Source organism: Faecalibacterium prausnitzii (assembly GCF_049532945.1).
Classification (GTDB): Bacteria; Bacillota; Clostridia; order Oscillospirales; family Ruminococcaceae; genus Faecalibacterium; species Faecalibacterium prausnitzii_N.
The window spans coordinates 208,102-232,021 of record NZ_CP186691.1 but is presented as its reverse complement, the minus strand read 5'-3'; the positions used below and the strand labels follow the sequence as shown (position 1 = coordinate 232,021).

22 protein-coding genes and 2 pseudogenes are annotated in these 23,920 nt (G+C 59.7%); 21 read left to right on the top strand and 3 right to left on the bottom strand.

Going from position 1 to position 23,920, the window contains the following annotated elements:
- Positions 1 to 6 precede the first annotated feature (6 nt).
- Genes casB through ACNQFG_RS01075 form a run of 5 tightly spaced genes read left to right on the top strand, consistent with a single transcriptional unit; the run spans position 7 to position 3,146 of the window.
- Positions 7 to 621, top strand: a complete 615-nt coding sequence (casB, locus tag ACNQFG_RS01095) for a type I-E CRISPR-associated protein Cse2/CasB (RefSeq protein ID WP_423405691.1) — start codon at positions 7 to 9, stop codon at positions 619 to 621.
- A gap of 2 nt (positions 622 to 623) precedes the next feature.
- Positions 624 to 1,682, top strand: coding sequence for a type I-E CRISPR-associated protein Cas7/Cse4/CasC (cas7e, locus tag ACNQFG_RS01090; protein ID WP_412375881.1), 1,059 nt, complete (start codon positions 624 to 626; stop codon positions 1,680 to 1,682).
- Positions 1,682 to 2,344 carry a type I-E CRISPR-associated protein Cas5/CasD gene (cas5e, locus tag ACNQFG_RS01085; RefSeq protein WP_423405690.1) on the top strand — a complete coding sequence of 221 codons (663 nt, stop codon included), beginning with the start codon at positions 1,682 to 1,684 and terminating at the stop codon, positions 2,342 to 2,344. Before cas7e ends, cas5e begins: the two co-directional genes overlap by 1 nt.
- A gap of 15 nt (positions 2,345 to 2,359) precedes the next feature.
- Complete coding sequence (gene cas6e, locus ACNQFG_RS01080) at positions 2,360 to 2,992, top strand: type I-E CRISPR-associated protein Cas6/Cse3/CasE (RefSeq protein ID WP_423405689.1); 633 nt, start codon at positions 2,360 to 2,362, stop codon at positions 2,990 to 2,992.
- Position 2,993: 1 nt separating this feature from the next.
- Positions 2,994 to 3,146 (top strand): hypothetical protein, encoded by a 153-nt coding sequence (locus tag ACNQFG_RS01075; protein ID WP_423405688.1) that lies wholly within the window; start codon positions 2,994 to 2,996, stop codon positions 3,144 to 3,146.
- A gap of 411 nt (positions 3,147 to 3,557) precedes the next feature.
- Here ACNQFG_RS01075 and ACNQFG_RS01070 read toward each other — a convergent pair whose 3' ends face one another.
- Positions 3,558 to 4,088, bottom strand: a complete 531-nt coding sequence (locus tag ACNQFG_RS01070; protein ID WP_423405687.1) for a YcxB family protein — start codon at positions 4,086 to 4,088, stop codon at positions 3,558 to 3,560.
- A 134-nt stretch (positions 4,089 to 4,222) separates the two neighbouring features.
- Between ACNQFG_RS01070 and ACNQFG_RS01065 the strand changes: the two genes are divergently transcribed.
- From ACNQFG_RS01065 to ACNQFG_RS00995, 15 genes and pseudogenes are all read left to right on the top strand, one after another.
- Entirely contained in the window at positions 4,223 to 5,755 is a 1,533-nt protein-coding gene (locus tag ACNQFG_RS01065; protein WP_423405686.1) for a histidine kinase, read from the top strand.
- Positions 5,727 to 6,560, top strand: a complete 834-nt coding sequence (locus tag ACNQFG_RS01060) for a response regulator transcription factor (RefSeq protein ID WP_423405685.1) — start codon at positions 5,727 to 5,729, stop codon at positions 6,558 to 6,560. The genes ACNQFG_RS01065 and ACNQFG_RS01060 overlap by 29 nt, the downstream gene beginning before the upstream one ends.
- On the top strand, positions 6,557 to 7,567 hold the full coding sequence (locus ACNQFG_RS01055; RefSeq protein WP_423405684.1) for a TRAP transporter substrate-binding protein: 1,011 nt from the start codon (positions 6,557 to 6,559) through the stop codon (positions 7,565 to 7,567). The genes ACNQFG_RS01060 and ACNQFG_RS01055 overlap by 4 nt, the downstream gene beginning before the upstream one ends.
- Positions 7,568 to 7,807: 240 nt before the next feature.
- Positions 7,808 to 8,902, top strand: coding sequence for a TRAP transporter substrate-binding protein (locus ACNQFG_RS01050; protein ID WP_423405683.1), 1,095 nt, complete (start codon positions 7,808 to 7,810; stop codon positions 8,900 to 8,902).
- Positions 8,903 to 9,001: 99 nt separating this feature from the next.
- The gene (locus ACNQFG_RS01045) at positions 9,002 to 9,523 is read left to right on the top strand and encodes a TRAP transporter small permease (protein ID WP_005937205.1); all 522 of its coding nucleotides are present in this window, start codon (positions 9,002 to 9,004) and stop codon (positions 9,521 to 9,523) included.
- Position 9,524: 1 nt separating this feature from the next.
- Positions 9,525 to 10,865, top strand: coding sequence for a TRAP transporter large permease (locus ACNQFG_RS01040; protein ID WP_005937207.1), 1,341 nt, complete (start codon positions 9,525 to 9,527; stop codon positions 10,863 to 10,865).
- A gap of 277 nt (positions 10,866 to 11,142) precedes the next feature.
- Positions 11,143 to 11,694 carry a hypothetical protein gene (locus ACNQFG_RS01035; protein ID WP_097791565.1) on the top strand — a complete coding sequence of 184 codons (552 nt, stop codon included), beginning with the start codon at positions 11,143 to 11,145 and terminating at the stop codon, positions 11,692 to 11,694.
- Positions 11,695 to 11,889: 195 nt separating this feature from the next.
- Positions 11,890 to 12,684, top strand: coding sequence for a dipicolinate synthase subunit DpsA (locus ACNQFG_RS01030; protein WP_423405682.1), 795 nt, complete (start codon positions 11,890 to 11,892; stop codon positions 12,682 to 12,684).
- Positions 12,681 to 13,267: pseudogene (locus ACNQFG_RS01025) on the top strand (dipicolinate synthase subunit B). The gene ACNQFG_RS01030 and the pseudogene ACNQFG_RS01025 overlap by 4 nt, the downstream one beginning before the upstream one ends.
- Before the next feature lie 76 nt (positions 13,268 to 13,343).
- Entirely contained in the window at positions 13,344 to 14,657 is a 1,314-nt protein-coding gene (locus ACNQFG_RS01020) for a D-alanyl-D-alanine carboxypeptidase family protein (protein WP_423405681.1), read from the top strand.
- Between the two features lie 186 nt (positions 14,658 to 14,843).
- Positions 14,844 to 15,410: a dTDP-4-dehydrorhamnose 3,5-epimerase gene (gene rfbC, locus ACNQFG_RS01015; protein WP_423405680.1), complete on the top strand. Its 567-nt coding sequence runs from the start codon at positions 14,844 to 14,846 to the stop codon at positions 15,408 to 15,410.
- Between the two features lie 6 nt (positions 15,411 to 15,416).
- Positions 15,417 to 16,226: an ABC transporter permease gene (locus tag ACNQFG_RS01010; protein WP_223388262.1), complete on the top strand. Its 810-nt coding sequence runs from the start codon at positions 15,417 to 15,419 to the stop codon at positions 16,224 to 16,226.
- Between the two features lie 12 nt (positions 16,227 to 16,238).
- Positions 16,239 to 16,982, top strand: a complete 744-nt coding sequence (locus ACNQFG_RS01005) for an ABC transporter ATP-binding protein (RefSeq protein WP_005943870.1) — start codon at positions 16,239 to 16,241, stop codon at positions 16,980 to 16,982.
- A gap of 1 nt (position 16,983) precedes the next feature.
- A pseudogene (locus ACNQFG_RS01000) lies at positions 16,984 to 18,875 on the top strand (glycosyltransferase family 2 protein).
- Positions 18,872 to 19,408 (top strand): DUF5662 family protein, encoded by a 537-nt coding sequence (locus ACNQFG_RS00995; protein ID WP_423405679.1) that lies wholly within the window; start codon positions 18,872 to 18,874, stop codon positions 19,406 to 19,408. The pseudogene ACNQFG_RS01000 and the gene ACNQFG_RS00995 overlap by 4 nt, the downstream one beginning before the upstream one ends.
- 52 nt (positions 19,409 to 19,460) lie before the next feature.
- Here ACNQFG_RS00995 and ACNQFG_RS00990 read toward each other — a convergent pair whose 3' ends face one another.
- Both ACNQFG_RS00990 and ACNQFG_RS00985 read right to left on the bottom strand, forming a co-directional pair.
- Positions 19,461 to 20,756 carry a cation:proton antiporter gene (locus ACNQFG_RS00990; protein WP_423405678.1) on the bottom strand — a complete coding sequence of 432 codons (1,296 nt, stop codon included), beginning with the start codon at positions 20,754 to 20,756 and terminating at the stop codon, positions 19,461 to 19,463.
- A 271-nt stretch (positions 20,757 to 21,027) separates the two neighbouring features.
- On the bottom strand, positions 21,028 to 22,056 hold the full coding sequence (locus ACNQFG_RS00985; RefSeq protein WP_423405677.1) for a glycosyltransferase family 2 protein: 1,029 nt from the start codon (positions 22,054 to 22,056) through the stop codon (positions 21,028 to 21,030).
- Between the two features lie 249 nt (positions 22,057 to 22,305).
- Here ACNQFG_RS00985 and ACNQFG_RS00980 point away from each other — a divergent pair, with 249 nt between their 5' ends.
- Complete coding sequence (locus ACNQFG_RS00980) at positions 22,306 to 23,889, top strand: RecQ family ATP-dependent DNA helicase (protein ID WP_423405676.1); 1,584 nt, start codon at positions 22,306 to 22,308, stop codon at positions 23,887 to 23,889.
- Positions 23,890 to 23,920 lie beyond the last annotated feature (31 nt).

Genomic DNA, 23,920 nt, shown 5'->3' with positions numbered 1-23,920 from the left:
AATTGTATGAAAACACAGGACGTCAAACTGTATGCGGCGCAGCAGCTGCACAGGCTTCAGGCTCTGCCGGACAACCAGCGGCGGGCAGAACTGGCAAAGCTGCGTCGGGGCATCGGCCACGCACCCGGCGAGCTGCCGGAACTGTGGGGAAGTTTTTTGCTGGAAATGCCGGAAAGCTTTCAGGGCCGCAGTGCTCCCTCGGCGGCAGAGTGGGCGGTCTACCTCGCCCTGACCCTGTATGCTATGCATCAGCAGGGGAACGACCGCCTTATGAACTGCCCCGGCAACACGCTGGGGCGTGCGGTGCGGCAGCTGGCAGAGCGGAACAGTGCCGGACAGGACTGGACCGAGGCCAGTGTGCTCCGGCGGTTCAATGCGCTGGCCACCGCAGAAGAAATTACCGAGATCAGCTACCATCTGCGGGGCATGATCCAGCTGCTGAGCGCGGCAAAGGATGGCGGCATCCCGCTGGACTATCCGCAGCTTGCGGCAGACTTGTATGAATTGCAATGCACCGACCCGCGATATGCGCAGACCCCCGCCAATGTTCGTCTACGGTGGGGACAGGACCTGTACCGCGACCCGAAGCCTGCACCGGATGAGAAAGAAAAGGAGAATTGATCATGAATAAGCGCCTGTATGTTGATTTCCACATTTTGCAGACCGTCCCGCCCAGCTGCATCAACCGGGATGATACCGGCAGCCCAAAAACGGCAGTGTACGGCGGTGTGCTCCGCGCCAGAGTTTCCTCACAGGCGTGGAAGCACGCCATGCGCGCTGCCTTTGCGGAGAACGCCCGGCTGGACGTGGGCAAGCGCACTAAAAAGGCCGCAGAACTGGTGAAGGCGCAGATCCTTGCACTGGCCCCGGAACTGGATGCGGACAAGCTGGCAAAAAAAGCGCTGGAGAATGCGGGCATCAAGAGCGACGATAAGGGCACCAAGGCGCTGTTCTTCATGAGCACTGCGCAGGCAAAGGCATTGGCAGAGCTGGCTGTGGAGGGCTCTGCGGATAAAAAGCAGTATCGGGATGCCCTGAAAGCGGCGCCCTCGATGGACATGGCGCTGTTTGGCCGTATGGTGGCAGATGACCCTTCTCTGAACTATGACGCCGCTGCGCAGGTGGCACACAGTATCTCCACTCATGCTGTGCAGAACGAGTACGATTACTTTACCGCCGTGGATGACTGTCAGGCAGAGGACAACGCCGGTGCAGGCCATCTGGGCACGGTGGAGTACAACTCCTCCACCCTGTACCGCTATGCCACAGTGAACGTGATGGAGCTGGCCGGGCAGCTGGGTGCAGCGCAGGCCGCGGAAACGGTGCGGGCTTTTGGTGAGGCGTTCCTCTTCTCCATGCCCACCGGCAAGCAGAACACCTTTGCAAACCGCACTCTGCCGGATGCGGTATATGTGACCCTGCGGGAGGATCAGCCGGTGAACCTGTGCGGCGCATTCGAGCGGGCCGTGCCCCGCAGTGCGCAGGGGTATGCCGCGCCTTCCAAGGCGGCACTGGCACAGTATGCGCAGCAGATGTACAGCAGCTTTGCCGAGGCCCCGGCGCAAAGCTTTACCGTGGGCAGCGGGCTGGAGGAACTGGCTCCGGCGCAGACGGCAAAGGCGATGCTGGACGCACTGGAAAAGGCTGTCCGGGATGCACTTGCCGGAAATGAGGTGGGGTAATGGCAACGCTGTTGCTTCGGCTGGCAGCGCCTTTGCAGGCGTGGGGCGCAGACTCTAAATTTGAGACCCGCAAGACGGGCCGTGAACCCACCAAGAGCGGCGTGATCGGCCTTTTGGCGGCAGCTCTGGGGCTGCGGCGGGACGAGCGCGAAGCACTGCTCCGATTGACCGGGCTGCGGTTCGGCGTCCGCGTGGAGCGGGAAGGGCAGCTGCTGGTGGACTACCACACGGCAAAGACGCAGGATGAAAAGACCTCTTATGTGACCTACCGCCATTATTTGCAGGACGCCGTGTTTCTGGCCGGTATTGAAAGCGAGGATGCCGCCCTTTTGCAGCAGCTGCAGCAGGCGCTGCTGCACCCGGCGTTTCCGCTGTATCTCGGCCGCCGCTGCTGCCCGCCTACCCTGCCGCTCTGTCTGGGAGTACGCCCGGGCAGCTTGCAGGAGGTGCTGCAAACGGAACCGCCCCTGTGTCCGGGACGGCAGAGCCGGATCTTGTTGGACGCCGACCCGCTGGAGCCGGGCACGGCTCCGCAGCGGGATGTGCCGGTGAGCTTTGACCCGCATCATCGGCAGTACGGCTACCGCTCGGTACGGGAGCTTTGGCAGAAAGTGCTGGACAGCCCGGAGACTATGGAGCACGATCCATTCCGGGAATTGTAAAAAGGGGGCGAGAGAATGTATTTATCACGGGTAGAACTAGATCCCACCCGCCGCAGCACCATGGCTGCGCTGTCGGCACCGCAAAAACTGCATGGCGCAGTGGAAAGCGCTTTTGCAGGGGAGCGCCGCCGCAGACTGTGGCGGTTGGATCGTCTGGGAGAGCGGTTGTATCTGCTGCTGCTCAGCGAAGATGCGCCAGAGCTGTCCGGCGTGGTGGAGCAGTTTGGCACCGGAGCGGCTGCGGAGACCCGCAGCTACGACCCGCTTTTGCAGCGGGTGGAGCCGGGCAGCAGCTGGCAGTTCCGGCTGACCGCAAACCCCACCAAATGCTGCAAAGACCCCAAGGCACCCGCAGAGCGGGGAACTGTGGCGGCGCACTGCTCGACAAAGTATCAGAAGCAGTGGCTGCTGGACCGCGCCGCGAAGCATGGCTTTGCTTTGCGGGAAGAGGAATTTACTGTGACCCGGGTGCAGTGGCAGCACTTTGCCAAGCATGGCATCCGGCCTGTGACCCTGCTGGCAGTGACCTACGAGGGCGTTTTGCGGGTGACCGACCCAGAGCAGTTCCGGGCACTGCTGTGTCAGGGCATGGGACGCGGCAAGGCCTACGGCCTTGGCCTGATGACCGTCATGCGCGGAGGAAACTGAGATGGACGAGATGCCGGGCATGATCCGGCCGGACCTGCAGGCACTGCCGCAGGTGAAAGACCGGATGACCTTTTTGTATCTGGAACACTGTACCCTTGGCCGGCAGGACGGTGCCATCACCGTTACAGACTTTTCCCCGCATACGCGGGGGTGATCCCAGGTAGTGGTACAGGGTGGACTTGCTCTCAAACTTTTCCCCGCACATGCGGGGGTGATCCCTGCAACGCCAACTTCCGCAGCATGATGGACTACTTTTCCCCGCATACGCGGGGGTGATCCCAAGCAAACCGCACTGGCACAGGCTGAAACGGACTTTTCCCCGCATACGCGGGGGTGATCCCATTAAGGGCATCATTGACGCAGTGCAGTCTGGCTTTTCCCCGCATACGCGGGGCTTACAAAAAAGAACCACGGGCGCAACGGAAAGTGAAATGATATTTCTGGAAAGGAGAACTCTGCAATTTTATCGCCCGCTCAGGCTGCTATTAAAAGCCCCATGAGACCGGGGACGGCAGTACGCTGTCCGGGTTCCATGGGGCTTGTTGTTTGCAGGGGGAAAGCGGCGTTATCGCAGGTCCCGCAGCCGGGAGGCGGGGAGATGCGTCTTCAGGCAGTCCCACACTGCGTCCCGCTCCTCGCCGTTGACAAGGTAGGCTTGGGTCTGCTGGACGTAAAGGTACACGGCATCCGGGGTGCGGTAGGCCACGTGAAGGTCCTGCCACGGGTACTGGTGGCTGGGCTGGGGCTTGTCCTGTTCCCCGGCCATCCAGACGGAAAGGCCTGCATCGTCCAGCTGAAGGCGGTAGAAGGGCCGGGGGAGGCCCAGCTTCTGGATAGTGGTGCGCAGGTCCCGGAAGAAGGTGTAAAAGTACACTGCCGGGAGCCCCAGCGCCACCATGGCCAGCACTACCGCCAGCAGAGAAGCCCCCTCCCGCACTCCCACCTGCGACAGGCAGATGCCGGAGGACCCCAGCAGGATGGCAGCGAACAACAGGGGCCGCTGCCAGCGCTTTTGGTGGTGGAACAGGTCGAAGGAACGGAATTTCTGGAACGATTCGGCGTCCATGGTGACAGAGGTCGTAATGGGCTGCGACATAGACAAGCATCTCCTTTTTAGTCATAGTACCATATTCTTTTTCAGCAGGCAAGGGAAATCTTGCACAAATGGCCCAAAACGTGGTAGAATAAAAACATCTATGGGGCAAAAAACAAGCCGGGGAGGGGAAAACCTTGCATCGACAAAGTACGCTGAAGCAGCGGATGGTGCTGTGTCTGACGGCATTTTTTGCCGCGCTGGCGGCTCAGATCGTTCTGAGCTTTTACCAGTCCGGCACGGTGCTGCGGGAACTGGACGACCAGATGGGCAACTTCAATGCCATCAGTCGCTTTCAGAACGGGGTGGAGCGCAGCCTTACGGCGTTGGACGACTACCGCTGGGAGTACGGCGACACCGATGCGCTGCTGGCAGAGCTGGACAGTGCCTTTTCCGTTACCAATGCGTGGCTGTGGCGCATCAACGGCAGCCTGGACACGGTGAGTGAGGAGCAGTACCTGCTGTACAGTGCCGTCTGCACCACCTATGACAGCTACACCGCCCTTGTGGAGGAGTTGCGGGCTGAGATCGCCGCTGGGCAGGACGCTGCGGCGGCCCAGCTCTACTACGAAAAAGTCTCGCTCTGCGGCAGCTATCTGCGGCAGTACGCCCAGCAGCTGCTGAACACCGCCATCTCCGACGCACAGAGCACCTACACCACGGTGTCGGCCCTCAGCAGCCGGGTCAAGTGGGCCCAGACGGTGGTGGTGGCGCTGTGCCTTGTGCTGGGTCTGGTGATGGCATGGTCCCTCATGCGGCTGCTGACCCCGGTGCAGGAGATGATCGGGGCATCGCAGGCCATCATCCGGGGGGAGCTGGAGACCCCGGACATCCCGGTGCCCCGGCAGGACGAGGTGGGCCAGCTGACGGATGCCTTCAACCACATGAAGCACTCCATGGCCCAGCAGGTGACCACCCTGCAGGAGAAAAACGAGATCGAGCGGGAGCTGCACCGCCAGAAGACCGAAGCACTGGAGCTGCAGAACCGCATGGAGCGCAGCCGGCTGCAGCAGCTGCGCAGCCAGATCGACCCGCACTTTCTGTTCAACACCCTGAACGTCATCTTGCAGACGGCAGGGCAGGAAAAGGCCTACCGCACCCAGGCGCTGATCACGGCCCTGAGCCACCTGCTGCGCTACAGCCTGATGAGCAACGATGAACAGGTGCCGCTCTCCCGTGAGGTGCGCATCGTGGATGAATATTACTCCATCTACCATGTCCGCTTTGGTGACCGTGTGAAGATGCGGTGGTGCATCTCGGATTCCATTGACCTGACCGAGACTATGGTGCCGTCCTTTATTTTACAGCCCATCGTGGAAAATGCGTTTAAGCATGGGATTGCCCCCAAGGAAGAGGGCGGTGCAGTGCGCATCCGCATTACGCCGCTGCGGGAACAGGGGCTGCTGCGGATCAGCGTGTGTGACAATGGCCTGGGCATTGAGCCGGAACAGCTGGCCCGGCTGCAGGCGGGGCTGGCGGCCCCCGGCGACCGGTGGGAGCACATTGGTGTGTATAACGTGGCGGCACGTCTGCGGCTGCTGGACAAGCGCTGCCGGTTCGAGGTGCGCTCACACCCAGGGCGGGGCACGGCGGTGAGCCTGTATCTGCCCCTTGTGGAATTGACAGAAGAGGAGGACTTGGATGATGATTCGCCTGTTGATTGCGGATGACGAGCGGCTGGAGCGAGAAGCGCTTGTGGAAATGGTGTCCCGGCGCTTTGAGCATGAGGTGGTGCTGGAGACCGCCGAAAATGGCCGCAAGGCTGCTGATACCGCCATCCTGTGGGGAGCGGACCTCATTTTGATGGACATTGAGATGCCCGGTATGAACGGTCTGGATGCAGCCCGCGCCGTGCTGGCCCAACGGCCCGGCTGCCGGGTCGTCTTCGTCACGGCCTACAGTCTGTTCCAGTACGCCCACGAGGCCATGCATCTGGGTGCCTGCGATTATCTGCTCAAGCCGGTGAACCCGGACGAAGTGGAAGCTTCCATCCGCAAGGCCATCCGTCAGATCGAAACGGAGCGGAAGCTGGAAGCGCTGGCCCCGGTGCAGCCGGAGCCGGAAGCTCCCACCGCCCCGGAGGCTCCGGCACCCGCCCACCCGGAAAGCGAGAACCAGCAGACCGCCCTTGTAATGGCCCACGTGCGGCGGTATCTGGAGGATAACTATATGTTCGACCTCTCGCTGGACAGTGTGAGCGAGATCCTGCATATCAGCCCGGCGTATCTCTCGGCACAGTTCAAGAAGTACCAGAAGATGAACTTTCTGGACTGCCTGACCGAACTGCGGATCAACGCTGCCAAGGAGCTGCTGAATGACCCCTTCCGCTCCTCGGCGGAGGTGGCCTCCATGGTCGGCTATGAGGACGCCAGCTACTTTGCCCGTGCCTTCAAAAAGCGCACAGGTGTCACCCCCACCCAATACCGGAAACAGGCCGCCAAAGCCGCCAAAGACCAGCAGGAGGCGGCATTGTGAGCCGGGCGTTTACCCGGCGGCAGGTGCTGGCGGCGGCCGCCGGAGCCATGCTTGGCTTTGGGGCCTGCCAGAAGCAGGAAACGGCTTCGGACAAGCCGGAGCTGGTGCTGCGCTATGCGGAGAACCAGCCGGAGGATTATCCTACTACGCAGGCGGCGCTGGCCTTTGGGAACCTGCTGGAAGAGCAGACCGGAGGCCGGGTGAAGGTGGCCGTGTACAGCGGGGGAGAGCTGGGCGCGGAGCAGAGCGTGATCCAGCAGATGCAGTTCGGCGGCATCGACTTTGCCCGTGTCTCGCTGAGCCAGCTGGCAGAATACATGCCCGCCCTGAACGTGCTGCAGCTGCCGTTCCTCTATCAGGATGCCGGCCAGATGTGGCGTGTGCTGGACGGAAGCATCGGGGACGAGTTTCTGACCCGGCTGGATGCGATCGACCTGACCGGCCTTTCCTGGTTCGATGCCGGTGTGCGCAGCATCTACACCCGGCAGAAGGTCACATGTCTGGCCGAGCTGCAGGGGCTGAGGCTCCGTGTGCAGGAATCCGACACCATGAGCATGATGGTCTCGGCTCTGGGGGCCGACCCGGTGCAGGTGGTGTACAGTCAGGTGTATGCCGCCCTGCACAACGGTGAGATCGATGGCGCAGAGAACAACTGGCCCAGCTACGAAGCCATGGGTCACTACGAGGTGGCACCTTACTTCCTGCGGGATGAGCACACCCGCGTACCGGAGATCCAGCTGGCCAGCATCCCGGCAATGGAAAAGATGGCCGCGCTGGACCCGACGTTCCCGGACATCCTGCGCAGCTGCGCGCGGGAGTCGGCGCTGATCGAGCGCACCCTCTGGGCCGAGCAGGAGGAGGGTGCGGAACAGGAGATGCTGGCCCGCGGCATTGTAGTCACCGAGCTTTCCAGTGAGGAAAAACAGAAATTCCGCGCTGCAGTCCAGCCTCTGTACGATCAGTATGCGGACCAGTCGGAGCTGATCGCCCGTATTCAGAACAGTTAAAAATATCAGGAAGAATCCCAGCCGTTGGCAGGTATGCCCAAAGGCTGGGATTCTTATTTGTGCAGGATGCACAGAAGTTGTTTTCACATTTTTTCGAAAAACAGGATATTTTTTGGAAGCCCTTGTTCTGACCAAGAAATTTTGCTAAAGTATGAACAGTGAATGAACGACAGCACCGCACCTGTGCAGGAGGATGCTGCCGGAAGAAAACAGAAGAATATATTTCAGGAGGGTTTTACCATGAAAAAGATCACTCGTCGCAGCTTTCTCGCCGCTGCCGGTGCAGCTACCGCAGCTGCTGCCCTGACCGCATGTGGCGGCTCTTCCAGCTCCACTGCATCCTCTGCCGCCGGTTCCACCGCCGCTTCCACCGCAGCTTCTGCTGCTGGTGATGCTACTGCTGCTGCAAACGATCCCAAGGTGACTCTGGTCTACGCCGAGGTCAACCCGCTGGATACCATCGTTGGTCAGACCGCTACCCACTTCAAGGAGAAGGTCGAGGAGCTGACCGGCGGTTCCGTCGTCATCGACGTGCAGGCTTCCGGCGTTCTGGGTTCTGAGAACGACGTTCTGGACGCAATCCTGGGCGGTTCTACCTCCATCGATATGAGCCGTATCTCCGCTTTTGCACTGACCAGCTACGGCTGCAACAAGTCCAAGTTGCTGTCCATCCCCTTCACCTTCGAGAACCGCGCACACTTCTGGAACTTCGCCAACAGCGATCTGGCACCTGAGTTCCTGAACGAGCCTCAGGAGCTGGGCCTGCCCGTTCGTGGTGTCTTCTACGGCGAAGAGGGCTTCCGTCACTTCTTCACGGTCAACCCTGTTTCCGGCATTGATGATTTCAAGGGCCTGAAGCTGCGCGTGTCCAACGACCCCGTCATGAACGGCCTGGTCGAGGGTCTGGGCGCTAACCCCACCGTCGTTTCCTTCGGTGAGCTGTACAGCGCACTGCAGACCGGCGTTGTGGATGGTGCTGAGCAGCCCATCGCAAACTACAAGTCCAATGCATTCCCCGAGGTTGCCAACAACCTGATCCTGGACGGCCACACTCTGGGCGCTGTTCAGGCTGTTATCACTGATAACGCATGGGGCAAGCTGACCGAGAACCAGCAGGCTGCCATCATGGAGGCCGGTGCTGATACGCAGGCCTTCAATGCAGACCTGTCCGAGACCGCTGAGAACAAGGTTCTGGATGAGCTGAAGAGCTCCGGCTGCAATGTCGTGGATGTTCCCGATAAGGCACCTTGGCAGGAAGCTTGCCAGAAGGTCATCAGCGAGAACACCTCCGATCAGGCTGAGCTGTATCAGCAGCTGCTGGACATGAAGGCATAATTGAAAAAGCCTTTCCTGTTCTGAGATAGTATATAGCCCGGCGGGGGACTACGGGATACGCCCGCAGACCTGCCGGGCTTTTTATATGGAGGAATTCATATGCCGAAAATCTTTACCACTTTGGATAAGATCAAGCCGGTGTACGACATCACCTACAAAGTGGTCCTGTTTATCTGCAAGCTGCTGCTGATCGCAGATATCCTCATCACTACCATGTCGGTCATCGGTCGTTACGTCTCGTTCATCCCGGACCCGGCATGGTCGGAAGAGGTTGTGCTGACCTGTATGAGCTACATGGCCGTGCTGAGTGCTGCTCTGGCCATCCGCCGCGGTGCCCATATCCGCATGACTGCGTTTGACGTGTATCTGCCCAAAATCGCCGTCAAGGTGCTGGATATTCTGGCCGATCTTGCCGTGTGCATTCTGGGTGTCATCATGATGGTGGTCGGCTGGAACTATGCCACCACTCTGGGCGGCCGCGGCTTCTACGTGTCCATGCCCTGGCTGAGCCGCTTCTGGATGTACTTCCCGGTGCCGCTGGCCGGTGTTGCCATGATCATCTTCGAGATCGAGGCACTGTACAACCACATCAAGAGCATTTTTGTAAAGGAGGAAGTGTAATATGACAGTTCAGACACTGGCAATCATTGTCCTTCTTGTCAGCTTCTTTGTAATGATCTTCCTGCGTTTCCCCATTGCATACGCCGTTGGTCTTTCCAGCGTGCTGTGCATGATGGTGCAGGGTCAGGCACTGACCGATGTCTGCCGTCTGATGGTCAAGGGCATCTCTTCCTTCAGCCTGATGGCCGTGCCGTTCTTCATCACCATGGGCGTACTCATGGGCTCCGGCGGCATTTCTGAAAAGCTGATCGCTCTGGCTGATGCCTGCGTGGGCTGGATGCGCGGCGGCATGGCAATGGTCAACATCGTTGCTTCCTACTTCTTCGGCGGTATTTCCGGTTCTGCATCTGCAGATACCGCTTCCATCGGCTCCATCATGATCCCCATGATGGTCGATCAGGGCTACGATGCCGACTTCTCCACTGCTGTTACCATCACCTCCTCCTGCGAGGGTCTGCTGGTTCCTCCGAGCCACAACATGGTCATTTATGCCACCACTGCCGGCGGCATCTCGGTCGGCAGCCTGTTCCTGGCAGGTTATCTGCCCGGTGCTCTGCTGGCCATCGTCCTGATGATCGGTTCCTACATCATCTCGGTCAAGGAGAATTACCCCAAGGGCTCTCCGTTCAGCATCAAGGGCTTCGTTAAGCAGCTGGGCACTTCCATCTGGGCACTGGCCGCTGTTATTATCGTTGTGTTCGGCGTTGTTGGCGGTGTGTTCACCGCTACCGAGTCTGCAGCTATTGCAGTTATCTACTCTCTGTTCGTGTCGGTGTTCGTCTACAAGGGTCTGGACTGGAAGGGTGTCTGGCATGCACTGGATGAGTGCGTGAACACTCTGTCCATCGTGCTGATCCTGATCGCCACCTCTGCAGTCTTCGGCAACTGCCTGACCATGCTGCATGTGCCGGATCTGGCTGCAAATGCCATCACCAGCGTCACCGATAACCCCTACATCATCGCTCTGCTGATCGACCTGATCATCTTGGTTCTGGGCTGCATCATGGATATGGCTCCCATCATCCTGATCGCTACTCCCATCCTGCTGCCCATCGCAACCTCCATCGGCATCGATCCCATCCAGTTCGGTATCATCGTGGTTCTGAACTGCGGCATTGGCCTGCTGACTCCTCCTGTCGGCGCTGTGCTGTTCATCGGCTCTGCCGTTGCAAAGCGCCCGATGGAAAAGGTCGTCAAGGCGACCCTGCCGTTCTACCTGTGCATGTTCGTTGCACTGCTGCTGCTGACCTTCATCCCCGACATCAGCCTGGCGATCCCCAAGCTGCTGGGCGGCTACGTCAGCCCCATCACCAACCCGCTGGGTCCTGTGTTCATCCACTGATGTGCGTGTGAGCAAGTTTCTTCTCCTGAAACGATAACCTATCGGAAAGAGCCATTCTCACGGTGCGATTCCTGCGCCGTGGGGATGGCTCTTTGTTTGGCGTTTTTTTTGCCGGAATCTCCAATTCTGCGGCCCTGGAATTGTGATTTAATACAAAAATAAAATAACCTATTGAATAAATTGTGACAAAATGGTAATATAAAGCCAACAAATCGGGTGCATGGAAAGACCATCACTCGTATGGGTGCAGTGTGAAACTATTTTGGAGGATACGATTATGAAAATGTTCAAAAAGCTCATGGCTGTTGCGCTCGCTGGCGTTATGGCACTGGCAGTCCTGACCGGCTGCGGTACTTCTCTGAATGGGAAAGAACTCATCAAGCAGATGAACGACCAATTGACTTACACTTCGATGGTCGATCCGAGTTTTAAGAACTATAAGGAGTTCAAGGCCGACAAGGAAATGGATGCAAAGGCTGAGACGATCGCAAAGAAGGTCGCAGAAAAGGCAAAGACCCAGGCTGAGATCGTGACCGTGCTGAAGTCTGACGACGTGAAGAACATCCTGGTGGGCAAGGACGATACCAATATCTACGAGGTCAGCTATGTGAAGAGCGTTTCCTTCGGCAGCAAATACTACCAGACCAACAAGGACATGGTTGACCTGCAGGTTATTGATGAAAACGCAACAAGCCATTTTGACATCACCGCACAGGTGGGCCGTGAAGTGAAGGATGCCGTGGTTGGCGTTGGCTTTGCAGATGCAACGGTTGGCGGCAGCGTTTATACCATCGTTGTCATGAAGGTCCCCACCCAGAAGATCGCATAACTTCGAACGATACCTTTTAACTTGGGCATTGCAATAAGATTGAAACACCCTGAACTGCACCAAACGAATCATTGAATCACACTCCTGCCCCGGAGCGAGCCATGCGGCCTCGCTCCGGGGCCTTTTGCGTTTGCAGTCACATCGGTGCCCGGCCCGGCATAGGCTGACACAGACCTTGGAGAGGGGGAGCCGGGCATGGAAGGACGAAAGCAGATTGCGGTGATCGGCGGCGACGCGCGGCAGGCGGCAGCGGGCCGGGCGCTGGCACGGGCAGGATACACCGTCTGCGGGGCAGAACAGGTGGCCCTTGCGGATTATATTTTGCTGCCTCTGCCGCTGGATGCGGCCCGCACCCCGCTGGCAGAGCTGCTGCGGGCCGCAAAGCCCGGTGCGGTGGCACTGGGCGGCAGGCTCTCAGTTCAGGCAAAGACCATCGCACAGGAAGCTGGCGTGGAGCTGGTGGATTACTTTGCGCGGGAGGAGCTGACCATCCGGAACGCCATCCCGACGGCAGAGGGCTGTCTCGCCATCCTGCTCCGTCAGCGGAAGCGGACGCTCTGGGGCAGCGGGGTGCTGGTGACCGGCTTTGGCCCGGTGGGGCAGGCGCTGGGGGCGCGGCTGGCGGCACTGGGGGCCGACGTGACCATTGCGGCCCGCCGCCCGGCGCAGCGGGCGCTGGCCGAAAGTCTGGGGCTGCACAGCGTCCCGCTGGCGGCACTGGCCGGGGTGGCCCCGGCCTTTGATACGGTGGTGAACACCATCCCGGCCCCGGTGCTGACCGAGCCGGTGCTGGCGGCTCTGCGGCCCGGCAGCCTGATCGTGGATCTGGCGTCCCGCCCCGGCGGCACCGATTTTGCGGCCGCCCGGCGGCTGGGGCTGACGGCGCTCCATGCGCTGAGTCTGCCAGCGGCCTGCGCACCGGAGACGGCGGGCGAATTTGTGGCGCAGACGGTCTGTGAGATCCTGCGGGAACGGGAGGGGAGTGCATGAACACGCAACATCGGGGCAGAGCCGCATTTGCGGTCTGCGGGAGCTTCTGTACGCTGGGCGCGGCAGCCGCGCAGGCAGAGCAGCTGGTGCGGCAGGGCTGGGAGCTGCTGCCCATCATGAGCTTTGCAGCGTCCCGGCTGGACACCCGCTTCGGGCGGGCGTCGGAATGGAAAGAGCGGCTGGAGCAGCTGACCGGGCATCCGGTGCTGGACAGCCTGCAGGCGGTGGAACCGCTGGGGCCGAAGCGTCTGGCTGAGGCGCTGGTGATCGCGCCCTGCACCGGGGCCACGCTGGCACGGCTGGCGGCAGGCATTTCCGATACGCCGGTGACGCTGGCGGCAAAGAGCCTGCTGCGGGTGGGATGCCCGGTGGTGGTGGGCGTTTCCACAAACGACGGGCTGGGCGCATCGTGGGAGAACATGGCCCGGCTCTACCAACGCAAGCATTACTATTTTGTGCCCTACGGGCAGGATGACCCGTTGGAAAAGCCGCAGAGCCTGAAGGCCGATCTTTCGCTGCTGCCCGCCGCGCTGGAAGCGGCGCTGCAGGGCGGCAACTCCAGCCGATGCTGCGGATGTTCTGAGCGTTGCATTTCTCTTTTCAGCGGGGAAAAAGTGTGGTATACTAAAAAAGATTAAAATGACGATGGAGTATACCAGATGAAAAAACAGATCGCCGTGCTGTGTGCGGTGCTGCTCTGCCTGCTGACGGCCCTTGTGCCCGGCGCGGCGGCCGCTGCCCCGGCACTGACCACCACCGAAGCCTACTGCATCATCGATGCAGACACCGGCCTTGTGCTGGCACAGCAGAATATGAACGAAGAGCTGCACCCGGCATCCATCACCAAGGTGATGACGCTGGGCCTTGCCTGCGAAAAGGCGCAGGGAAACTGGGAGGATACAAAGCTGACCGTGAGCCACGAGGATGTGTACTCGCTGGCAGGCACCGATTCCAGCCACATCGCCCTGCTTGAAGGCGAAGAAGTCCCCCTGACGGATGCGCTGTATGCCACCCAGATGGCCAGTGCCAACGACGGCGCGAACCTGTTGGCCGAATACTTTGGCGGCGGAACCATCGCCGACGGCGTGGCCGCGATGAACGCAAAGGTGAAGGAACTGGGCCTTGCGCACACCCACTTTTCCAACCCCCATGGCATCAGCGACGAGGACCACTACACCAGCTGCTACGACATGGCGCAGATCCTGCGCTGGGCGCTGACCCAGCCAGGGTTCGAGACCCTCTTCACCCGCAATGAGATGTACACCATGGACCCCACCAACATCCAGCCCGTGACCCGCTACTTCCACCAGCAGGATAAAATGCGGGTGGCGTCCAGCCGGTACTACATCTCGTCCATTCTGGGTTCCAAGCTCGGTTATACCAACACGGCCCGCTACAGCTACGCCTGTCTGGCGGAGCAGAACGGCGTCCGGCTCATCTGCGTGACCATGCAGAGCGAGCTGAGCACTGATAAATACAACGATATGCGCACCCTGCTGGATTATGCGTTCAGCACCTTTACCGGCTACACCGAGATCCCGGCGCAGGGCGTGACGGCGCAGCTGGAGGTCGTGGGCGGCGGCGATGCCATGGGCACCGTGACCGTCTCCGACCCCGGCGTGCGGCTGCTGCTGGCCAACGGCCTGACTGCCGAAAACGTTTCGGTGAGTCTGGAATTGCCCGAACGCTATATTTTGGGGGTTGACCCGGAGGCGTATGCGGTGTATACCATTCAGGGCGGTGGATTGCAGGAGACGGCCAGTGTCCGTGTCAAGGCGAAGATCGAGGGGCTGGAAGAGGTCGTGGCGGCCAACGCAGATGTTTCGCTCCCGGCCTCCCGCAGCCTGAAAAAGACCGCAGGCGGGCTCATCGCCATCTCGCTGGGCAGCACCGTGCTGGCCGCCGTGGTGGTGTTTGCAGTCATCCGCATGCAGGCAAAAAAGAAAAAGCGAAAGCCAGGAAGCAAACACTGAATGCTCATGCCAAGGCCTCTCCTACCAGGAGAGGTGTCACCGCAGGTGACGGAGAGGTTGTACGAAGGATAACGTTCCGGCAACCGTGAAACGGAACCCTTTCATTTATGCGCAAAAGCCGTCAAGGCTTTTCCAAATAAAACCAAAACGATATTTTTCAAAAAAGAAAACAGAGAGGAAACAATTATGGGCAAGTTTACGTTTACTCAGACCGAGATCCCCGGTGTTGTGGTCATTGAGCCGCAGGTGTTCGGCGACGACCGCGGCTATTTTATGGAGACCTATCAGAAGGATCAGTTTGCCGAAGCCGGCATCGATAAGGAATTCGTGCAGGACAACCAGAGCCGCTCCACCCGCGGCGTGCTGCGCGGCCTGCACTTCCAGAAGAACCACACGCAGGGCAAGCTGGTGCGCGTGACCAAGGGCGAGGTGTTTGATGTGGCCGTGGACTGCCGCCCCCACAGCGCCACCTTCGGTAAGTGGGTGGGCGTGACCCTGTCCGAGGAGAACAAGAAGATGTTCTACATCCCGGAGGGCTTTGCACACGGTTTTCTGGTGCTGAGCGATGTGGCAGAGTTCTGCTACAAGTGCACCGATGTGTACGACCCCACCAGCGAGGGCGGCATCCCCTACGATGACCCCACCGTGAACGTGCAGTGGCCGGACTGCGGCTGCGATCACAAGACCAGCGCAAAGGACAAGCTGCACGAGCCCTTTGCTGCACAGAAGTTTGAATATTTTGAAAAGTGGTGATCGCCTGTGGCAAAATTCAAAGCAATGTGGAACGGCTTCTGGTGCTACCGCTATCTGCTGTGGAACCTCGTCAGCCGTGACTTCAAGCTCAAATACCGCCGCAGCGTGCTGGGCGTGGTGTGGAGCGTTCTGAACCCGCTGCTCATGTGCCTTGTGTACTGGGCCGTGTTCAGCAGTCTGATGGACATGCGCGGCAGCGGCATCGACAACTTTGCCGTGTTCCTGATGTGCGGCCAGCTGCTGTTCAACTTCTTCAACGAGGCCACCTCCACCGGCATGAGCAGTGTGCTGGGCGCTGCGCCCCTGCTCAAAAAGGTGTATATCCCCAAGTATATCTTCCCGCTGGAAAAGTGCTGCTTTGCCATGGTGAACTGCGTGTTCAGCTTTGTGGCGCTGCTGCTGGTCATGATCTTTACCGGTGCACCCTTCCACCTGACCCTCATTGAGGCGGTCTACCCGCTGGTGACGCTGTTCTTCTTCAGTCTGGGCGTGGGCCTGCTTCTGGCAGCGGCTACCGTGTTCTTCCGGGATATCATGCACATCTGGAGCGTGTTCATCACCGCATTGCTGTATTTTTCCGCCATCTTCTACGACCCCACCCAGATGACCTTTTCCATCGGCGGGTTCAACATGCAGCAGATCATCAAGCTGAATCCCATGTACTGGTACATCACAGGCTTCCGCCGTACCGTGATGTGGGGCATCCCGCTGGATTTCAACATGTTCGCGGTGTGCGGCTGCTGCGCCGTGCTCTCCATGCTGGTGGGCGTGTGGGTGTTCCGCAAAACGCAGGACCGCTTTGTGCTGCATATTTAAGGAGGAAGAACAATGGAACCGATCATCAAAGTGGACAATGTTTCCATGTGCTTCAACCTCTCCAAGGAAAAGCATGAGAGCCTGAAAGAGTATTTTCTGGCCATGGTGCAGGGCCGCCTGCAGTACGATGAATTTTACGCCCTCAAGGATGTGAGTCTGGACATCATGCCCGGCGATTTCTATGGTCTTGTGGGCCTGAACGGCTCGGGCAAGTCCACCCTGCTCAAGACCATTGCGGGCGTGTACAAGCCCAGCAAGGGCAAGGTGACGGTCCGCGGCTCCATCGCCCCGCTCATCGAGCTGGGCGCGGGCTTTGATATGGACCTGACTGCCCGCGAGAACATCTATCTGAACGGCACGGTGCTGGGCTTCTCGCCCAAGTATCTGGACGAAAAGTTTGATGAGATCGTGGAGTTCAGCGAGCTGCAGAACTTTCTGGATGTGCCGCTCAAGAACTACTCCTCCGGCATGGTGGCCCGCATCGGCTTTGCCATTGCCACCATCACCAAGCCCGATATCCTCATTGCGGACGAGGTGCTTTCGGTGGGCGATTTCCTGTTCCAGCAGAAGTGCGAAAAGCGGATGCAGGAGCTGATGGCGGGCGGCACCACGGTCATTCTGGTGTCTCACTCCATTGAGCAGATCGAGCGCATGTGCAGCAAGGTGGCATGGCTGAGCCACGGCCACCTGAAAATGAATGGCGATACGGCAACGGTTTGCGCGGCCTACAAGGCAACGCAGCGCGGCGAGGCCTGATATGAATGTACGACTGAAACGTGCCAGAGAACTGGCAGGCTATGCGGTGCAGCTGACGAAGGACGAGGGCCTGCCCACCATGCTCAAACGGGGCGCGGGCTTTGTCAAGCGCCGCTGCTTTGGCAAGCGTGCCCGTTATCTGCCCGCCAAAAAGGTGCTGGAAGCCCAGCGGGCTGAAATGACCGGCAAAACGGCGGCAGACTGCGGCCTGCCCACCATCAGCATCCTGACCCCGCTGTATAATACACCAGAAAAATACCTGCGGGAATTTCTGGATTCCTTTGTGAACCAGACGGCCCCCAATGGTCAGCTCTGCCTTGCGGATGCTTCCGATGCAGAACATGCCGATGTGAAGCGCATCGTAAAGGAATATCAGACAAAGAATCAACGCATCGTATACAGAAAGATCGAAAACAAGGGCATCGCGGCCAACACCAATGCTGCGGCAGAGCTTGCCACAGGGGAATATCTGGCCCTTGCCGACCACGATGATATCCTTGCGCCCCACGCCATGTACACCATGGGCAAAGCCATTCTGCAGCTGCGGGCGCAGGGCGAGCCGGACGGCTTCCTCTACAGCGACGAAGCACTCTTTTCCAAGAGCATCCAGAGGCCCATGGTGGCCCACTTCAAGCCGGATTACGCCCCGGACTACCTGCTGTGCTGCAACTACATCTGCCACTTGGCGGTGTTCCAAAAGGCGCTGTGGGATGAGATCGGCGGGGAGCGGCCGGAGTGCGACGGCAGTCAGGACCACGACCTGTTTCTGCGCCTTGTGGAAAAGACCAGCGGTGCGGCCCATGTGCCGCAGGTGCTGTACTACTGGCGGGTGCACGCAGGCTCCACCTCCGGCGGCACCGATGCCAAGCCCTATGTGGCGGCAGCAGCCAAAAAGGCGCTGGCCGACCATCTGGCCCGCACCGGACGCACCGGCACCGTGGAGGATGGCCTGTTCCCCAGTACCTACCGGGTGAAGTGGGATATCGTGGGCGATCCGAAGGTAAGCATCCTCATCCCGAACAAGGACCACACCGACGATCTGGAAAAGTGCCTGCACAGCATCTGGACCAAAACCAGCTGGGAGAACTTTGAGGTTATCGTCATCGAGAACAACTCCACCGACCCGGCCACCTTTACCTATTACAAGGAAGCCCGGCAAAGCAGCGCTACGACGGCCTGCAGGTGGTCAACTACCCGCAGAAGGGCTTCAACTTCTCCGGCATCAACAACTTTGGCCGGAAAGCGGCTGCGGGCGAGTACCTGCTGCTGCTGAACAACGACGTGGAAGTCCTGAACGGAGACTGGCTCACCGAACTGCTGCGGCAGTGCGCCCACAAGGGCGGTGCCGCCATCTGCGGTGCCATGCTCTATTATCCGGACGATACGCTGCAGCATGCGGGCGTCATCACAGGTCTGGGCGGCTATGCGGGCCACAGCCACAAGTATAAGCAGAAGGGCGGCAGTGGCTACATGTTCCGCGCTGCAACGGTGCAGGACTTTTCCGCCGTCACCGGTGCCTGCCTGCTGGTAAAGACCAGCGTGTGGGACGAAGTGGGCGGTCTGGACGAAGCCTTTGCGGTGGCCTTCAACGATGTGGATTTCTGCCTGCGGGTGCGGGATGCAGGATACCGCATTGCGTGGACACCCTATGCTCAGCTGACCCATTACGAGAGCAAGAGCCGCGGCGGCGACGAAAAAGACCCGGCCAAGGCGGCGCGGTTCGCGGCGGAACAGCAGCGGCTCTATGCCATCCACGGCAAAGAGGATATCCTGCACGACCCCTACTACAACCCCAACCTGACCATGGACCGGGAGGATTTTTCCGAAAGCAATGATCTGCGCGGGCTGAAAGAGGGAACGGTGACCGTACGTTTTCGCGGAGGCGAAGCATGAACATCAAGGGCCATTTTGAGACCATCACCCGGCACAAGCTGCTGGTGATGAAATACTGCTTTGCCTGCGGGCTCTATGAGCAGGGCCTTGCCCACGACCTGAGCAAGTACAGCCCTACCGAGTTCATACCGGGCTGCATCTATTATCAGGGTGACCACAGCCCCAACGAAGCGGAACGTCTGGCGCGGGGCTATTCCTCCGCGTGGCTGCACCACAAGGGCCGCAACAAGCACCATCTGGAATACTGGATCGACTACAGCACCCGGAAGGTGGGCCTTGCCGGCATGAAGATGCCCCTGCGCTATGTGTGCGAAATGGTGTGCGACCGCGTGGCTGCCAGCCAGATCTATCTGGGCGACAAGTACACGGACGCTTCCCCGTGGGAATACTACGAGCGCAGCAAGACCCACTACCTGCTCCACCCGGAGACCCGCGCTCTGCTGGAAGAACTGCTGAAAATGGTGCGTGACCTCGGCCAGGAGCGGACCTTCGCGTACATGAAGTTCCTGCTCGGCTGTCAAACGGATTACTGAAAAAAGACCTCTCCGGCTGTGTTCGGAGAGGTCTTTTTGTCAGTCCAGTTTATCAGTCCAGTGTGACCGGAGCTTCGGGTTTGTTGGCCGTGCGGGCGCTGGTGCGGCCTTCCGGCTCGATCTCACCCGCCGCGGTCAGGCTGATCTTGGTCAGGGTCGGGCCGACCAGCTCATACACGAGAACCGAGAAGAGCACGACGTTCCGCACCATGTGGCCGTCGGAGAGCTCGGCGGCTTCGGCCGCCATGCCCAGTGCAACACCGGCCTGGGGCAGCAGAGTGATGCCGAGATACTTCTGGATGTTGTCGCTGCAGCGGGTGGCGCGGCAGCTGAAGTAAGAGCCGGAGATCTTGCCCAGTGAACGGGATGCGATGTACACCACGCCGATGAGGAGCACCAGCGGATTCGAGAGGATGTTCAGGTCCAGCTCGGCACCGCTGAGCACGAAGAACAGGATGTTGACCGGCGAGACCCAGCGGTCCAGACGGTCCATCAGCTCATCGGACGTGGGGCAGATGTTGCAGAAGACGGTGCCGGTCATCATACAGACCAGCAGCAGCGAAAAGCCGCAGTGCACCGGTCCGATCTGGAAGGTGACCATGGAGAGGCCGACCGTCAGCAGAACGAAAGCCACCGAAAGGCTCATGCGCTTGGAGCGGGAGTGGAAGTAGATCTCCAGCTGGTTGAGCACAAAACCGGCCAGCGCACCCAGCCCCAGCGAGAGGACGATCTCCACCAGCGGCTCCACGATGACGCCGAGAGGGTCGATGCGGCCCTGCTCCAGCGCGTTCGCCACGCCGAAAGAGGCAGAGAAGAGGACGAGGCCGACGGCGTCGTCGATGGCGACGACCATCAGCAGCAGGTGGGTCAGCGGGCCGTTGGCCTTGTACTGCTTGACGACCATCAGAGTCGCGGCCGGGGCCGTGGCCGCTGCGATCGCACCCAGCGTGATGGCCGAGGCCATGGAGATGACATCCGGGCGGAGCAGGTGCAGGACGACCAGCGCGAGATCCACCAGTGCGGTGGTGACGACGGCCTGCAGGATGCCGACCGTGATGGCCTGCCGGCCCATGCTTTCCAGCGTGGTCAGACGAAATTCGTTGCCGATGACAAAGGCAATGAAGCCCAGCGCCACCTGGGTGATGAGGCCGTAGCTCTCCACCTGAGCCAGGCTCCCGAAGCCGATGCCCCAGCCGCTCAGGCCGAGACGCCCCAGAAAGAAAGGCCCCAGCAGCAGGCCCGCCACCAGATACGACGTCACAGCGGGCAGGTGGGCGACCTTGGCCAGCCGGGACATCAGAAGCCCCGCGATCAATGCGAGGGACAGACAGATGAGTAATTGTTCCATGTTCATTGCGGGAGCGCGTTTTACCGCTCGGCTCCCCGATCCTTCCTTTGAATGTGCTGCAAGCGGGGCGGATGCCGGGCCGCCGGGCGCTGCGCGTTGAAATGATGCCTAAAAATTATACTCCATTGTAAGCAAAAAAGCAACAACAGTTCATCTACTTCAAATCTGAAGTTTTCTTAACGTGCTGGGATGCAAGCAAAAACCGGGCTGCTGAAAACGACAGCAGCCCGGTTTTGGAAACATTTGTGCAAAAAATGCGACAAGAATTGTCTCAATTGAATTTGAAGATCTTCTGTGCGATGCGGTAAGCGCCCACCACGATGGCGTCGCCCTTGGGGAAGTTCAGGTTGGTGATGCCGCCGAAGCTGTAGCGAATGGCGCGGTAGACATCAGGTTTGGTGTTCTCCTTGAGGTACTTCCACAGGCCGGCCTTCTTGGCCTGCGCCTCGTCGCTGCCGTCCAGCAGCAGGAAGATGTCGCTCACAGCCATCATCGTGGAAAGGTAGTGCAGCATATAGGCGCGCAGGCGCTTTTCGTTCTTGAGGGCGTCGAGGTCCTGACAGTCGATCATGTGCCGGGTGACCCGCAGCTGCTGATCCACCCGCTTGACCATGATGCTCTCGTTCACGCTCTGGTCGGCACGGCCGATGAAGTAGCGGTACAGATCCAGATCCATGTAGTACATGCTCTTGACATAGGGCAGGGGCTGGTAGACAAAAATGTTGTCCACATAGAAGGTGTGCTTGGGCAGCACCATGCCGCACTTGCGCAGCACCTCGGTGCGGTACATCACCGAGTGCATCAGGATGTTCTGGTCCGGGCGGAAGTGGCCCACATGGGTCCAGTTGAACAGGCGGTTCTGGGGGAACACGTTGGTGTAGCGCACGGTCAGGGTGGTGTTGTCCTCCACATGCTCGTACACATAGTTGCAGATCATCATGTCCGGCGCGGTGCCGCGGGCCACCAGAGTGGTCAGGCGGGCCAGAACCTTTTTCAGGGCGTCGGTGTCCAGCCAGTCGTCGCTGTCCACTACCTTATAGTACAGGCCTGTGGCGTTGCGGATGCCCTGATTCACACCCTCGCCGTGGCCGCCATTTTCCTGATGGATGGTCTTGACGATGGTGGGATATTTGGCGGCGTACTCGTCGCAGATGGCGGGGGTATCGTCCTTCACGGAACCGTCGTCCACAAGGATGATCTCGGCCTGCTCTCCGGCAGAAAGCAGGGTCTCGATGCAATGGCGCATATATGCCGCCGAGTTGTAGCACGGAACGGCGAAGGTGATGAGTTTCTGCTGCATAAGATGATTGCTCCTTTTTCTATCAACAGTCGGCGCACAAAAAACGCCGGACATGGAGTTATGTGCTCCTATTATATCATTTTCGCGCCTGAAAAGCTATCATTTGCAAAAAAATTACCTTTGACATTTCGTGCTTTTTGCCAAAAAAACGGCTCTGCACCTGCGCAAAAGCCCGGCTTTTGTGGTATACTGATATGGTTTTGAAGACATTGCGCAGAAAAAAACCTATTCTATGATACGGAGGAACCCATGGAAAACCCGCACTCGATCTTAAAAAAGGTATTTGGCTACGACAGCTTCCGCCCCGGGCAGGAGGAGATCGTCAGCCGCCTGCTTGCCGGGCAGGATGTACTGGCGGTGATGCCCACCGGTGCGGGTAAATCCATCTGCTATCAGGTGCCGGCGCTGCTTTTGCCGGGCATCACCATCGTGGTGTCGCCGCTGGTCAGCCTGATGAAGGATCAGGTGGGGGCACTGGTGCAGGCGGGCGTGGCGGCGGCGTTTCTGAACAACAGCCTGAACGATAACCAGAAGGCCCTGATGCTGCGCCGCGCCCGGGAAGGCTGGTACAAGATCATCTATGTGGCACCGGAGCGGCTGGAAATGCCCGGCTTCCAGCGGTTTGCACAGGAGCGGGAGATCAGCATGGTGACGGTGGACGAGGCCCACTGCATCAGCCAGTGGGGACAGGACTTCCGGCCCAGCTACCTGCGCATCAAAGCCTTTGTGGACAGCCTGCCCAGGCGCCCGGTCATCGGGGCGTTCACAGCGACGGCTACGGCCCACGTCCGGGACGATATCCGGAGCTGCCTCGAACTGAAAGACCCCTACGAGGTGACCACCAGCTTTGACCGGCCCAACCTCTATTTTGAGACCCGGCGCGCCCTGCCCAGCCAGAAGCCCCGCGTTCTGCTGGAACTGGTGCTCAGGGAGCGGGACCATGCGGGCATCATTTATTGCAGCACCACCCGGCAGGTGGATGAGACTGCCCGCCTGCTGCAGAGCCGCGGTATCCGGGCTGCGGCCTACCATGCCAAGCTGGACGCGGATACCCGGCGGAAGAATCAGGACGATTTCCTCTACGACCGGGTGCAGATCATGGTAGCCACCAATGCCTTCGGCATGGGCATCGACAAGCCCAACGTGCGGTTCGTAATCCACTACAATATGCCCAAGGATGTGGAAAGTTATTATCAGGAAGCAGGCCGTGCAGGCCGCGATGGACAGCCCGCCCGGTGCACGCTGCTCTATTCCGGCACCGATGTGCGCACCATCCGCTTCTTTATTGAAAAGGAGATGGAGGCAGACAACGGCCTGCCCGCCGATGTAAAGGCCGAAGCGGCCCGCAAGGCGGAGGAGCGGCTCAAGTACATGACCTTCTATTCCACCACGCAGGACTGTCTGCGGGGATTTCTGCTGCATTACTTCGGCGAAGCTGCACCAAAGAAATGCGGCAACTGCTCCAACTGCCTGCTGGCCGAACAGGCGGCAGAACAGGTGGAGCAGCAGGCGGCGCAGGCCAGAGAACGGGCCGCTGCCAGCGCCAGACGTCTGGCTGGCGGCCGCCGCCGCAATGCAGACGATGTGCCTCTGAGCGAAGCGGACGAAGCGCTGCTGGGCGCGCTGTACGCTCTGCGCAAGCGGCTGGCGGCAAAGCAGAAGGTGCCCGCCTACATGATCTTCAACGATGCCACCCTGCGCGAGATGGCCCGGAAAAAGCCGCTCAGCCTTGACGAGCTGCTGAACATCACCGGCGTGGGCGAAAAGAAAGCCGCCCACTATGGCCGCGACTTCCTCCGTGTCATCGAGGAGATGGTGGAGAGCCGGGGCTGAAAAACGAACAGGCCCACCGGCGCTGCCGGTG